This is a genomic window from Micromonospora chalcea (assembly GCF_002926165.1).
In the GTDB taxonomy this organism is placed as follows: domain Bacteria; phylum Actinomycetota; class Actinomycetes; order Mycobacteriales; family Micromonosporaceae; genus Micromonospora; species Micromonospora chalcea.
The window spans coordinates 79,714-95,073 of record NZ_MAGP01000001.1; the positions used below are offsets into that span (position 1 = coordinate 79,714).

At 75.6% G+C, this 15,360-nt stretch carries 1 protein-coding gene and 1 pseudogene; both read left to right on the plus strand.

The annotated features are described in order from the left end of the window. Positions 1 to 50 precede the first annotated feature (50 nt). Positions 51 to 10,283: a type I polyketide synthase gene (locus tag BAW75_RS00035; protein WP_479680893.1), complete on the plus strand. Its 10,233-nt coding sequence runs from the start codon at positions 51 to 53 to the stop codon at positions 10,281 to 10,283. Positions 10,284 to 10,322: 39 nt separating this feature from the next. After that, positions 10,323 to 15,314 (plus strand): annotated as a pseudogene (locus tag BAW75_RS00040) (type I polyketide synthase); the annotation flags it as partial. Between the last annotated feature and the right edge of the window lie 46 nt (positions 15,315 to 15,360).

A 15,360-nucleotide genomic window follows, 5' to 3' on the forward strand; every position in this document is an offset into this window, starting at 1 on the left:
TCACGAGAAAGCGAGATGTCATGGCGGACGAAGATCGGCTGCGCGAATACCTGACGCGCGTCGTCGCCGAGCTGCAGCAGACCCGCCAACGGCTGCGCGAGGTCACCGCCGAGGAGTCCGAGCCGGTGGCGATCGTGGCGATGAGCTGCCGCTACCCGGGCGGCATCAGCTCGCCGGAGGAGCTCTGGGAGTTCGTCTCGTCCGGCGGGGACGCCATCGGCGACTTTCCCACCGACCGCGGCTGGGACCTGGACCGGCTCTACCACGCCGACCCGGACAACGCCGGCACCTCGTACACCACCGCCGGCGGGTTCCTGCGCGACGCGGGGCAGTTCGACGCCGCGCTCTTCGGCATCTCGCCGCGTGAGGCGGTCGCCATGGACCCGCAGCAGCGGCTGCTGCTGGAGGTCACCTGGGAGCTGTTCGAACGCGCCGGCATCGCCCCGCTGTCGCTGCGTGGCAGCCGCTCCGGCGTCTTCGTGGGCACCTCCGGGCAGGACTACGCCGCCGTGCTGCACCGGGCGCCCGGCGTCGAGGGGTACGTGCTGACCGGCACCGCCGCCAGTGTCGTGTCCGGTCGGCTGGCGTACACGTTCGGCCTCGAAGGCCCGTCGGTCACCGTGGACACCGCCTGCTCGTCGGCGTCGGTCGCCATCCATCTCGCCTGCCAGGCGCTGCGCCAGCGCGAGTGCGGCCTCGCCCTGGCCGGCGGGGCGACCGTGCTGGCCACCCCCGGCCCGTTCGTCGAGTTCTCCCGGCAGCGCGGCCTCGCCGCCGACGGCCGGTGCAAGTCGTTCGCCGCCTCCGCCGACGGCACCGGCTGGTCCGAGGGCGTCGGCATGCTGCTGCTGGAACGGCTCAGCGACGCCCGCCGCAACGGCCACCCCGTGCTCGGCGTCATCCGCAGCTCGGCGGTCAACTCCGACGGCGCGTCGAACGGCCTCACCGCCCCCAACGGCCCGTCCCAGCAGCGGGTCATCCGGCAGGCACTGGCCGGCGCGAAGCTCACCCCCGACCTGGTCGACGTGGTGGAGGCGCACGGCACCGGCACCACCCTCGGCGATCCGATCGAAGCTCAGGCGCTGCTCGCCACGTACGGCCGGGAGCGGGGCGACGCCGCGCCGCTGCTGCTCGGCTCGATCAAGTCCAACATCGGGCACACCCAGGCCGCCGCCGGCATCGCCGGTGTGATCAAGATGGTGCTGGCGATGCGGCACGGCGTCGTGCCGGCCACCCTGCACGTCGACGAGCCCACCCCGCACGTGGACTGGGCCGCCGGCGCGGTCACCCTCGTCACCGAGGCCACGCCGTGGCCGGCCGTGGACCGGCCGCGCCGGGCCGCCGTCTCGTCGTTCGGGATGAGCGGCACCAACACCCACCTCATCCTCGAACAGCCCGAACCGGCCGACGTCGAGGCGGACCACCCGGTGCCGCCCGCGCCCGCGCCGGTGCTGCTCACCGGCCGCACCCGCACCGCGCTGCGCCGCCAGGCCGAGCGCTGGTCGGCCTACGTCGCCGACGACGCGCACCTGCGCCCGGCCGACGTCGCCTGGACCTCGGCGGTCTCCCGCTCGCCCCTGGAGCACCGGGCGGTCGTGCTCGCCGACGACCGCGACGGCCTGCTCGCCGCGCTGCACGCCCTCGCCGACGACCGGCCCGCCCCCGGGCTGGTCACCGGCGCCGCCGCCGAACGCGGCGGGGTCGCGTTCCTGTTCTCCGGCCAGGGCGCCCAGCGCGCCGGCATGGGCCGGGAGCTGTACGAGGCGTACCCGGTCTTCGCGGAGGCGCTCGACGAGGTCTGCGGCCACCTCGACCACCGGCTGCCCCGGCCGCTGAAGCCGCTGCTGTTCGCCGAGCCCGGCACCGCCGAGGCCGACCTGCTCGACCAGACCGTCTTCACCCAGGCCGCGCTGTTCGCCGTCGAGGTGGCGCTGCACCGGCTGCTCGGCTCCTGGGGCCTGGCCCCCGACATGGTCGCCGGGCATTCCGTCGGCGAGCTGACCGCCGCCCACGTGGCCGGCGTGCTCAGCCTCGACGACGCGTGCGCCCTCGTCGCCGCCCGGGGGCGGCTCATGCAGGACCTGCCCACCGGCGGCGCGATGCTCGCCGTGGCCGCCGACGAGGCCCGGGTCGCCGAGTCGATCGCCGCGCTGACCGGCCGGGTCGCCGTCGCCGCCGTCAACGGCCCCGACGCCGTCGTCGTCTCCGGCGACGCGGCGGCCGTCGACGAGCTGGCGGAACTCTGGACCGGCCGGGGGGTGAAGGTGCGGCGGCTGCGGGTCAGCCACGCCTTCCACAGCCCGCTGATGGAGCCGATGCTCGCCGAGTTCGCTGCCGTCGCCGCCCGCCTCGACCTGCGCGCCCCCACCCTGCCGGTGGTGTCCAACGTGACCGGCGAGCTGGCCGACCCGGCGCAGCTCACCGACCCCGGCTACTGGGTGCGCCACGTCCGGGAGGCGGTCCGCTTCGCCGACGGCGTACGCGCCCTGCGCGCCCACGGCGTCGGCACCTTCGTGGAGGTCGGGCCGGACGCCGTGCTCACCGCCAGCGTCCAGGAGACCCTCGCCGGGATCGAGACCGACGCCGCCTCCGCCGTGGTGGTGCCGGTGCTGCGCCGGGACCGCCCGGACCGCCGTGCCCTGCTCGCCGCCCTCTCCCAACTGCACGTCGCCGGCACGCCGCCGCACTGGGCGGACGTCCTCGCCGGCCGGCCCGGCCGGCTCGTCGACCTGCCCACCTACCCGTTCGAGCGGCAGCACTACTGGGTGCCGGCCGAGGCGCCCGCCGACGACACCACGACGGGCGGGGCCGGCGCGCTCGACCGCCGGTTCTGGGCGGCCGTCGAACGCGCCGACCTCGACGCGCTGCGCGACACCCTCGCCGTCACCGACACCGCCGCCGCCGAGTCGCTGCGTACCCTGCTGCCCGTCCTCGCCGACTGGCGGCGGCAGCGGCAGGAACACTCGGTCCTCGACGGCTGGCGGTACCGGGAGGAATGGCAGGTGGCCCCCGAGCCCGCCCCCGCCCGGCTGGCCGGCACCTGGCTGCTGGCGCTGCCCGCCGACGACGCCGACGACCCGGCGGCGCGGGCCGTCCGGGCCGCGCTGACCGGCGCCGGCGCCGACGTGCTGCCGCTGACGGTGGAGCCGGACGCCGACCGGGCCGGCCTCGCGGCGGCCCTCGCCGGCGCCGAGCCCGCCGGCGTCGTGTCCCTGCTCGCCGGGGAACCACGCACCGCCGACGGCACCGTCCTGCCCGGCCTGACCGCCACCCTCGCCCTCGTGCAGGCGCTCGGCGACGCCGGCGTGGCAGCGCCGCTGTGGCTGGTCACCCGGGGCGCGGTCGCCGCCGCCTCGTACGACCGGCTCGCCGACCCGGCGCAGGCCGCGATCTGGGGCCTCGGCCGGGTCGTCGGCGTCGAGGCGCCGCACCGCTGGGGCGGCCTGGTCGACCTGCCGTCCGACCCCGACGACCGGGCCGCCTTCCGGCTCGCCGCGATCCTCACCGGCTCGACCGGCGAGGACCAGCTCGCCGTGCGCGGCCCCGGCGTCTTCGCCCGCCGCCTCGTCCGCGCCGCCCTCGGCGACCGTCCGCCGGCGCGCCGGTTCACGCCCACCGGCACCGCCCTGGTCACCGGCGGCACCGGCGGGCTCGGCGCGCGCGCCGCCCGCTGGCTCGCCGCCGCCGGAGCCGAGCACGTCGTGCTGGTCAGCCGGCGCGGACCCGACGCCCCCGGCGCCGCCGAGTTGGAGGCCGAGCTGGCCGGCCTCGGGGCCCGGGTCACCGTCGCCGCCTGCGACATCGCCGACCGGGCCGCCCTCGCCGACCTGCTCGACCGGGTCGAGGCCGACGGCCCGCCGGTGCGCACCGTCGTGCACACCGCCGGCGTCGCGCAGGCCACCCCGCTGGCCGAGGTCACCCCCGCCGAGCTGGCCGAGGTGACAGTCGGCAAGACCGCCGGGGCCACCCACCTCGCCGACCTGCTCGCCGACCGGGAGCTGGACGCCTTCGTCGTCTACTCGTCCATCGCCGCCACCTGGGGCAGTGGCGGGCAGGCCGGGTACGCGGCCGGCAACGCCTACCTGGACGCGCTGGTGCGGCGGCGGCGCGCCGACGGCCGGGCCGGCACCGCCATCGCCTGGGGCCCCTGGTCCGACGGCGGCATGCACGCCGCCGACGCCGAGCGCAACCTGCGCCGCCGGGGCCTGCCCGCCATGGACCCGGCCGTCGCCATGGCCGCGTTGCAGCAGGCCCTCGACCACGACGACGTCACAGTGACGGTGGCCGACGTGGACTGGACCCGGTTCGCCCCCGCGTACGCCTCCGCGCGCCGCCGGCCGCTGCTGGAGGGCGTACCGGAGGCGCGGGCCGCCCTCGACGGCGGCGCCGCGGCCGACGACGGCGACGACGGCCCCGCGGCGACGCTGCGCCGGCGCCTCGCCGCGCTGACCCCGGCCCGCCGCGAGGAGACCGTCGCCGACCTGGTCCGCGAACTCGCCGCCGACGTGCTCGGCCACGCCGGCGGGGCTGCCGCCGTGGGCGCGACCACCGCGTTCCGCGACCTCGGCTTCGACTCGCTGACCGCCGTGGAGCTGCGCAACCGGCTCGTCGCCGCCACCGGGCAGGCGCTGCCCACCACCCTGGTCTTCGACCACCCCACCCCGGTGGTGCTGTCCCGCTTCCTGCTCGCCGGCCTCTTCGGCGCCGACGCCGGGGCGGCTCCCGTCGCCGTCCCGGCCGCCGTGGGCGACGACGAGCCGGTGGCCATCGTCGCCATGGCCTGCCGCTACCCCGGCGGCGTCGACGGCCCCGAACGGCTGTGGCGCCTCGTCGCCGACGGCGTCGACGCGATCGGCGACTTCCCGACCGACCGGGGCTGGGACCTCGACCGGCTCTACGACCCCGATCCGGCCAACCCCGGCACCACGTACGCCGACAAGGGCGGCTTCCTGCACGGGGCGGGCGAGTTCGATCCCGGTTTCTTCGGGATCTCGCCGCGCGAGGCGGCGGCGATGGATCCGCAGCAGCGGTTGCTGCTGGAGGTTTCGTGGGAGGCGGTCGAGCGGGCAGGGGTTGCGCCTGGGGTTCTGCGGGGTTCGCGAACAGGGGTGTTCGTGGGCACGAATGGTCAGGACTATGGGGCCCTGCTGATGGCTGCGGGGGAGCAGGCCGAAGGGTTCGGGGCCACGGGCAACGCCGCGAGTGTGGTGTCGGGCCGGGTGGCGTACGCGTTGGGGTTGGAGGGGCCGGCGGTGTCGGTGGACACGGCGTGTTCGTCGTCGCTTGTGGCGTTGCACCTGGCGGTGCAGTCGCTGCGGCGTGGCGAGTGCGACCTCGCCCTCGCCGGCGGCGTCACGGTCATGGCCACCCCCGGCACCTTCTTCGAGTTCTCCCGGCAGCGGGGCCTGGCGGCCGACGGCCGGTGCAAGGCGTTCGCGGCGGCTGCGGACGGCACGGGCTGGGGCGAGGGTGTGGGCGTGCTGCTGGTGGAGCGGCTGTCGGACGCGCGGCGCAACGGGCACCGGGTCCTGGCGGTGGTGCGTGGGTCGGCGGTCAACCAGGACGGCGCCTCGAACGGGCTGACCGCCCCGAACGGCCCGTCGCAGCAGCGGGTGATCCGCCAGGCCCTCGCGGGCGCCCGGCTGGGCAGCGCGGATGTCGACGTGGTCGAGGCGCACGGCACGGGCACGACGCTCGGTGACCCGATCGAGGCGCAGGCCCTGCTGGCCACCTACGGCCAGGGCCGCGAGGGCGGCGAGCCGCTGCTGCTCGGCTCGATCAAGTCCAACATCGGCCACACGCAGGCCGCCTCGGGCGTCGCCGGTGTGATCAAGATGGTGCTGGCGATGCGCGAGGGCGTGGTCCCCGCGACGCTGCACGTGGACGAGCCGTCGCCGCACATCGACTGGACCTCCGGCGCGGTGGAACTGGCCACGCAGTCGCGGCCCTGGCCGGTGGTGGACCGGCCGCGCCGGGCGGCGGTGTCGTCGTTCGGCATGTCCGGCACCAACGCCCACGTGATCATCGAGCAGGCCGACGAGCCGCAGGCCGTGGCTGCCGCTCCGGCCGAGCAGAGCCCCGGGCTCGTGGCCTCCGACGTCGTGGTGTGGCCGCTGTCGGGACGGTCGAAGGGTGCCCTGACCGGCCAGGCGGCTCGCCTGGCGGAGTACGTGCGCGAGCACGGCGAGGTGGACGCGGCGGCGGTGGGCTGGTCCCTGGCGACGACCCGGTCGACGTTCGACCAGCGGGCGGTCGTGGTCGGGTCGAGCGCGGAGGAGTTGCTGGCGGGGCTGGACGCTCTGGCGGCTGGTGCGCCGGCCGGCAACGTGGTCGCGGCGGCGGCTCTGTCGCATGGCGCGGGTGCGGTGTTCGTGTTCCCGGGTCAGGGTGCGCAGTCGGCGCGGATGGCGGCGGGTCTGGTGGGTCGTGCGCCGGTGTTCGACGCGAGTCTGGCGGAGTGTCAGCGGGTCCTGGCCCCGTACCTGGACGTCGATCTGGTGTCGGTGTTGACGGGTGACGACGAGTCGTGGCTGGCGCGGGTGGAGGTCGTGCAGCCGGTGCTGTGGGCTGTGGGTGTGGCGCTGGCGGCGGTGTGGCAGCACGCGGGGGTCACCCCGGCGGCGGTGGTCGGTCACTCGCAGGGTGAGATCGGTGCGGCGTGTGTGGCGGGGATTCTCTCCCTGGAGGACGCGGCGAAGGCTGTGGCGTTGCGGTCGCGGGCGCTGACGGTGCTGCGGGGTACCGGGACGATGGCGTCGGTGGACCTGTCGGCGGAGGCGGTGGCTGAGTGGCTGCCGGCGTTCCCGGGTGTCGGGGTGGCGGCGGTGAACGGTCCGTCGACGGTGGTGGTGTCGGGTCCGCCGCAGCCGGTTGCGGATCTGGTGGCGGCGTGTCAGGCCGACGGGGTGCGGGCGCGGTTGATTCCGGTGGACTACGCGTCGCACTCGGCGGCGGTGCAGGAGGTGGCGGAGCGGTTGCGCGCGGACCTGGCCGACGTGAGCCCGCAGCCGGGGCACACTCGGCTCGTCTCGACGTTGACGGGGGACTGGGTGGACCCGTCCTCGATGGACGCCGGTTACTGGTACGACAACCTGCGGCAGACCGTCCAGTTCGAGGCCGCCGTGCGGGTGGCGGTCGAGGCGGGTCACACGACGTTCGTGGAGATCAGCCCCCATCCGGTGCTGACGATGCCGGTGACGGCGATCCTGGACGATGCGGGCGTCACCGGGCACACGCTGGGCAGCCTGCGCCGCGGTGACGACGACCCGACGCGGCTGCTGACGAACCTCGCGACCGCCCACACGATCGGCCTGCCCGTCGACCTGACGGCCGTCCTGGCCGGGACCGACCCTGTCGCCCTGCCCACGTACGCCTTCGACCACCAGCGGTACTGGGTCGAGCCGCCGGCGCACCGGGCGCAGGACGTCAGCTCCGCCGGTCTCCAGGACGCCGGGCACCCGCTGCTCAGCGCCACGCTGACGTTCCCCGACAGCGAGCGGATGGTCTTCACCGGGCGGCTGTCGGTGCGTACCCACCCGTGGCTCGGCGAGCACCGGGTGATGGACAACATCCTGCTGCCCGGCACCGCCTTCGTGGAACTCGCCACATACGCCGGTGCGCAGGCCGGCTGCCCGACGGTGGAGGAGCTGACGCTGCTCGCCCCGCTCGTCCTGCCCGAACTCGGCGCGCTCCAGGTGCAGCTGACGGTCGGCGACCGCGACGACGACGGGCGGCGCACCGTCCAGCTCCACTCCCGGCCCTACCGGGACGGCTCCGACGAGATCCTCGCCGACGTCGCCTGGACCTGCCACGCCACCGGCCTGCTCGGCCCGCAGCCGGCCGACGCCGCGCCCGCCTTCGACCTGGGGGTGTGGCCGCCGCCCGGCGCGACGCGCGTCGAGTCCGACGACTTCTACTCCGGCATCGAGGCGACCGTCTTCGGGTACGGGCCGGCGTTCCGGGGTCTGCGTGCCGCGTGGATCCGCGACGACGAGGTCTTCGCCGAGGTCGAGCTGCCCGCCGGCCACCACGCCGAGGCCGGCCGCTTCGGCGTGCACCCGGCGCTGCTCGACGGCGCGCTGCAGGCCATGTCGATCGGCGGCTTCCTCGGCCGGATGGGCGACGGCGCCGACGCCGGCGTGCCCCGCCTGCCGTTCGCCTGGACCGGGGTCTCCCTGCTCGCCGCCGGGGCCACCGCCCTGCGCGTGCGCGTCGCCGCGGCCGGCGAGGTCGGCGTCTCCTTCCAGGTGGCCGACGCCACCGGCGCCCCGGTGCTGCACGTCGACTCGCTGATCATGCGCCGTGTCTCCGGGGACTCCCTCGGCGCGGCCCGCTCCGGCCGGCACGAGTCGCTGTTCCAGGTGGACTGGCCCGTGCTGCCGGTGCCCACCGGCCCCGTGCCGGCGGCCATCCGCTGGGTGGCGCTCGGCGACGACCTGGTGCTCAGCGCGGCCTGCGAGGCGGCCGGTGCCCGGGTGCGTACCGACGTCGGGCTCGACACCCTCGGCGACCTGCTCGCCGGGGGTGAGCCGGCGCCCGAGCTGGTGATCGTCCCGGTCGGCGACGCCGGGAACCCGTCGGACCCGGAGCTCGCCGCGCAGGCGCGCGCCGCCACGCACCGTACGCTCGCCGCGTTGCGGACCTGGCTCGCCGACGACCGGTTCGCCGACTCGCGGCTGGTGCTCGTCACCCGGGACGCGGTCGCGGCGGGGGAGCAGGAGCAGGTGAACCTGTGCCAGGCCCCGGTCTGGGGCCTGCTGCGTGCCGCCCAGCTCGAACACCCGGGCCGGTGCCAGCTCGTCGACCTCGACGACGCCCCGGACAGCGCCGCCGCGCTGGCCGCCGCCATCGCCTCCGGCGAGCCGCAGCTCGCCGTGCGCGACGGGCAGGTCCGCACCCCACGGCTCGGCCGGGTTCCGGCCGGTGTCGAGCCGCTGCCCGGCGGGATCGACCCGGCCGGCACCGTGCTGATCACCGGCGGCACGGGCGTGCTGGGCCGCATCCTGGCCCGCCACCTCGCCACCAGCCACGGCGTACGGCACCTGCTGCTGGCCGGGCGGCGCGGCGCGGCGGCCGAGGGGATCGGCGACCTGGTCGACGAACTCGCCGGCACCGGTACGGAGGTGACCGTCGCGGCCTACGGGGCCGCCGACCCCGAGGCCCTGTCGGCGCTGCTGGCCGGGGTGCCGGCAGCGCACCCGCTCACCGCCGTGGTGCACGCCGCCGGCGTCCTCGACGACGGCGTGCTGGAGTCGATGACCCCCGAACGGGTGGACGCGGTCGCCGTGCCGAAGATCGACGCCGCCTGGCACCTGCACCGCCTCACGGCCGACGCGAACCTCGCGGCCTTCGTCCTGTTCTCGTCGGCGGCGGCCACGCTGGGCAGCGCCGGCCAGTCCAACTACGCGGCGTCGAACGCCTTCCTCGACGCCCTCGCGGCGCACCGCCGGGCACGCGGGCTCGCCGGCATCTCGCTCGCCTGGGGCCTGTGGGCGCAGGCCAGCGGCATGACGGGCCACCTCGGCGGCGACGACGTGCGGCGGATGGCCGAGCAGGGCGCCACCGGCCTGGCCACCGAACAGGCGCTGGATCTCTTCGACGCCGCGTGGCGGCTCGACGCGGCAACCGTCCTGCCGATGCGCCTGGACGTCGGGACGCTCCGCGGGCAGGCGGAGACCGGCACCCTCGCGCCCATGCTCCGGGCCCTGGTCCGGGTGCCGCTGCGACGCTCCATGGACGCCACCGGTGCCCGCTCCGGCGGGGTGCAGCTCGGCCGGCGGCTCGCCGGACTGGCCGCCCCGGAGCGGCTCAAGGTGGTGCTCGACGTGGTACGCGCGAACATCGCCGCCGTCCTCGGCCACGCCGGCTCGGACGCGGTCGACCCGAACCGGCTCTTCACCGACCTGGGCTTCGACTCGCTCACCGCCGTCGACCTGCGCAACCGGCTCAACAGCCTGTCCGGCCTGCGGCTGCCGGCGACGCTCGTGTTCGACTACCCGACGCCGACGGCGCTCGCCGAGAAGCTGACGAGCGAGATCGCCGCCGACGCGGCGCCCTCCACCCAGCCGCTCTTCCAGGGCATCGACACGGTGGAGAGCCTGCTCACCGCCATCCCGCTCGACCCGGCGGCCCGCGCCCGGTTCACCGCCCGGATGCAGGACCTGCTCGCCAAGGCGTCCGACCTGGCGGCCGGGCCCGCCGTCGAACCGGACCGGCCAGACCTCGACTCGGCCAGCGACGACGAGATCTTCGACTTCATCAGCAAAGAGTTTGGAATCTCCTGAGATGACCAACCTTCGGACCGAGGCAGGGGCCACCCGATGAGCGACGACAAGCTGCGGTACTTCCTGAAGCGGGTGACAGCCGACCTGCACGACACCAAGCGCAAGCTGCAGACCGTCGAGGCCCGCGACCAGGAGCCGCTGGCCATCGTCTCGATGAGCTGCCGCTTCCCGGGTGGCGTGCGGTCGCCGGAGGACCTGTGGGAGCTTGTCGCCGACGGCCGGGACGCGCTCACCGAGTTCCCGGACGACCGGGGCTGGGACCTGGAGGCGCTCTATGACCCCGACCCGAACAAGCCGGGCAAGAGCTACACCCGCATCGGCGGGTTCCTCGACGGCGCCGGTGACTTCGACCCGTCCCTGTTCGGGATCTCGCCGCGTGAGGCCCTCGCCATGGACCCACAGCAGCGGCTGCTGCTGGAGACGTCCTGGGAGGCAGTCGAGCGGGCCGGCATCGACCCGCTGTCGCTGCGCGGCAGCTCCACCGGTGTCTTCGTCGGGCTGAGCACCTCGAACTACGGCATGGGTCTGCCGAACGTGCCCGAGGGCGTCGACATGTACATCGGCACCGGCAACACCACGAGCGTGGCGTCCGGCCGGATCTCGTTCACCCTCGGCCTCAACGGCCCGGCCGTCACCGTGGACACCGCCTGCTCCTCCTCGCTGGTGGCCCTGCACCTCGCCGTGAACGCCCTGCGCCGCGGCGAGTGCGACCTGGCCATCGCCGGTGGCGTCACCGTCATGGTCACCCCCGGCGTGTTCGTCGTCTTCTCCCGGCAGCGCGGCATGTCCGTCGACGGCCGGTGCCGGGCCTTCGCGGCCGGCGCGGACGGCACCGGCTGGGGCGAGGGCGGCGGCGTGCTCGTCGTGGAGCGGCTGGCCGACGCCGAACGCAACGGCCACCCGGTCCTCGCCGTGATCCGGGGCAGCGCCCTCAACCAGGACGGCGCCTCCAACGGGCTCACCGCCCCCAACGGCCCCTCTCAGCAGCGGGTCATCCGCCAGGCCCTCGCCAACGCCCGGCTCGGCTCCGCCGACGTCGACATGGTCGAGGCGCACGGCACCGGCACCACCCTCGGCGACCCGATCGAGGCGCAGGCGCTCATCGCCACGTACGGGCAGGACCGCCCGGCCGACCGTCCGCTGTGGCTGGGCTCGGTGAAGTCGAACATCGGCCACACCCAGAGCGCCGCCGGCGTCGCCGGGCTGGTCAAGATGGTGATGGCGCTGCGTAACGGCGTCATGCCGGAGACCCTGCACATCGACGAGCCGTCCCCGCACGTGGACTGGACGGCCGGGGCGGTCTCCCTGCTCACCGAGTCCAAGCCGTGGCCGGAACTGGACCGCCCCCGCCGCGGCGGCGTCTCCTCCTTCGGGGTCAGCGGCACCAACGCCCACGTCATCCTGGAGGAGTACCGCCCGCGCGTCGCCGAGGCGGCGACCGTCGACGGCGGGCAGGCGGACGGGACCGGCGCCGTCGAGCCCGCGCGCCGGCCGGGCCTGGTCGCCTCGGACGTGAGCCTCTGGCCGGTGTCGGCCCGGTCGAGGACCGCCCTGGGCGCGCAGGCGGCCCGGCTCGCGGACTTCCTGCGCAGGCGCGGCGAGATCGATCCGGCGGCGGTCGGCTGGTCGCTGGCCACCACCCGCTCGACGTTCGACCACCGTGCCGCCGTCGTCGGGTCGACCGCCGACGAGCTGCTGGCCGGGCTGGACGCCCTCGCCGCCGGCCAGCCGGCGGGGAACCTCGTCACCGGTACGGTCACCAGCGCCGGCGCAGGTCCCGTCTTCGTGTTCCCGGGTCAGGGGGCGCAGTCGGCGCGGATGGCGGCCGGGCTCGTCGGTCGTACGCCGGTGTTCGACGCGAAGCTGGCCGAGTGCCAGCGGGCCCTGGCGCCGTACCTCGACGTGGACCTCGTCGCGGTGTTGACCGGTGACGACGAGTCGTGGCTGGAGCGGGTCGAGGTCGTGCAGCCGGTGCTGTGGGCCGTCGGCATCGCCCTGGCGGCCGTGTGGCGCGCGGCGGGCGTCGTCCCGGACGCGGTGATCGGTCACTCCCAGGGCGAGATCGGCGCGGCCTGTGTCGCCGGGATCCTGAGCCTGGAGGACGCCGCGAAGGCAGTGGCGTTGCGGTCGCGGGCGCTGACGGTGCTGCGGGGGACCGGGACGATGGCGTCGATCGACCTGTCCGCCGACGCGGTCACCGAGCGCCTGGGGGAGTTCCCGGGCGTCGGAGTCGCGGCCGTCAACGGGCCGTCCACCGTCGTGGTGTCCGGCCCGCCGCAGCCCGTGGCCGACCTCGTGCAGGCGTGCCAGGCGCAGGGCGTCCGCGCCCGGCTGATCCCCGTGGACTACGCGTCGCACTCCGAGGCCGTGCGGCAGGTGGCCGAGCAGCTCCGCGCGGACCTGGCCGGCGTCACCCCGCGGGCCGGCCACACCCGGCTGGTCTCCACCCTCACGGGCGAGTGGGCCGACCCGCTCACCATGGGCGCGGAGCACTGGTACGACAACCTGCGGCAGACCGTGCAGTTCGACGCCGCGGTCCGTACGGCGGTCGCCGCCGGGCACACCACGTTCGTCGAGATCAGCCCGCACCCGGTGCTGACGATGCCGGTCACCGCGATCCTCGACGACACCGGCGCGAGCGGGCACACCATCGGCAGCCTGCGCCGGGGCGACGACGACGCGACCCGGCTGCTGACCAACCTCGCCACCGCGTACGCCGTCGGCCTGCCCGTCGACCTGGCGGACGTCCTCGCCGAGACCGAGGTCGCGCCGCTGCCCACGTACGCCTTCGACCACCAGCGGTTCTGGCTCGACGGCAGCGGCGGGCCCGACCTGGAGACCCTGCTGTCGGGCATGAGCGGCGACCCGGGCGACGCGGGCTTCTGGGCCGCCGTCGAGAGCGGGGACGTCACGGCGCTCGCCGAGACCATCGCCACCGAGGAGACCCCGGCACACGAGGTTCTCGACGCGCTGCTGCCGGCCCTGCCGATGCTCACCTCCTGGCGCCGGCAGCGGCGCCGGCAGGCCGACATCGACAGTTGGCGCTACCAGGACACCTGGAAGCCCCTGACCGGCGTCGCCAACCGGGGCATGGACGGCACCTGGGTCGTGGTCATGCCGACCGGCGACATCATCGAGCCCTGGCAGGACGCCTGCGTCGAGGCGATCGCGGCGGCCGGCGCGACGCTCGTGCCGGTGGCCGTCTCCACGCCCGACGTCGACCGCGACCAGTTCGGCAAGCTGCTGCAGGAGGCGCTCGCCGCCGGACCGGGCGGCGACGCCACCGCCGACGTCGCCGGCGTGGTCTCGCTGCTCGCCTTCGACCAGCTGGCCCACCCGCTGTACCCCTCCGTGCCCGGCGGCTTCGCCGCCACCGTCGCGCTCTTCCAGGCCCTCGGCGACATCGGCCTGCGCGCGCCGATGTGGAGCGTCACCTCCGGCGCCGCGTCGGTAGGCATGGCCGACCTGCTGCGCGCCCCGGCGCAGTCGCTGGTCTGGGGCTTCGGCCGGGTCGCCGCGCTGGAGCACCCGCAGCGCTGGGGCGGCCTCGTGGACCTGCCCGAGGCCGTGGAGGACCGCTGTGCCGACCTGCTGGTCGCGGCCCTCACCACCGCCGGGGACGAGGACCAGATCGCGGTACGCCCGAGCGGCCTGCTCGCCCGCCGGCTCACCCGCGTCCCGCTCGGCGACAGTCAGCCCGCCAACCCGTGGCAGCCGTACGGCACGGGGCTCGTCACCGGCGGCACCGGCGCGCTCGGTGGGCACGCCGCCCGCTGGCTGGCCCGCAGCGGTGTGGAGAACATCGTCGTCGTCAGCCGGCGGGGCATGGCCGCGCCCGGCGCGCAGCAGCTCGTCGACGACCTCACCGCGCTGGGCGCCCAGGCCACAGTGGTCGAGTGCGACGCCTCCGACCGCGACGCCCTGGCCGAGCTGATCGAGGCGATCCCCGCCGAGTACCCGCTCACCGCGGTCGTGCACGCCTCCGCGGTCCTCGACGACGCCATGATCAACGACATCCGGCCCGAGCAGATCGAACGGGTGCTGCGGGCCAAGGTCGACGTCGCGTACAACCTGCACGAGCTGACCCTCGACCACGAGCTGTCCGCGTTCGTCATGTTCTCGTCCTTCGCCGGCAGCGTGGCCGCCTCCGGCGTCGGCAACTACGCCCCGAGCAACGCGTTCCTCGACGCGCTCGCCCAGCACCGCCGGGGCCTCGGCCTCACCGCCACCTCCGTCGCCTGGGGGGCGTGGGCCGGCGGCGGCATGGCCGACGGGCCGCTCGGCGAGCTGCTGCACCGCCACGGCGTACCCGAGATGACCCCGGAGGCGGCGATCACCGCGCTGCACCAGGCCGTGGACCACGGCGAGGCGTTCCTCACCATCGCCGACATCGCCTGGGAACGGTTCTCCGTCGCGTTCACCGCCACCCGGCCCGGTCCGCTGATCAGCGACCTGCCGGACGTGCGGCGGCTCGCCGCCGCCGAGGCGATGGACAGCGTGGAGGTCGGCGACGGCCCGGAGTCGTTGCGGGAGCGGCTCGCCGGGCTGCCCGCCGCCGAGCGGTTCGCCGTGCTGCTCGACCTGGTCCGTGGCCAGGTCGCCGCCGTGCTCAACTACCCGTCCGCCGACTCCGTGGACGAGCATCGGGCGTTCCGGGAGCTGGGCTTCGACTCCGTCACCGCCGTCGAGCTGCGTAACCGGCTCGGCGCGGCCACCGCCGTGGCCCTCCCGGTCACCCTGGTCTTCGACTACCCGACCCCGACGACCTTGGCGGAGTACCTCTACGCCGAGGTCGCCCACGACGACGTGGTCACCCCGAACGCGCTCCTCGACGATCTGGACCGGATCGCCGAGGGCCTCGACGTGGTCGCCCGGGACGAGGCGGCCCGGGTGCGGGCCACCGTACGCCTGCAGGCGATGCTCTCCCGGCTCGGCCAGGACAGCGGTGGCGCCGACATCGGCCGGCACGCCGGCGCCGCCACCGACGACGAACTGTTCGCGATGGTGGACAAGGACCTCGGCATCTCCTGACCCAGCTCCAGCTCTCTCCCGTCTCTTTCGAGGAAGCGGCACTCCG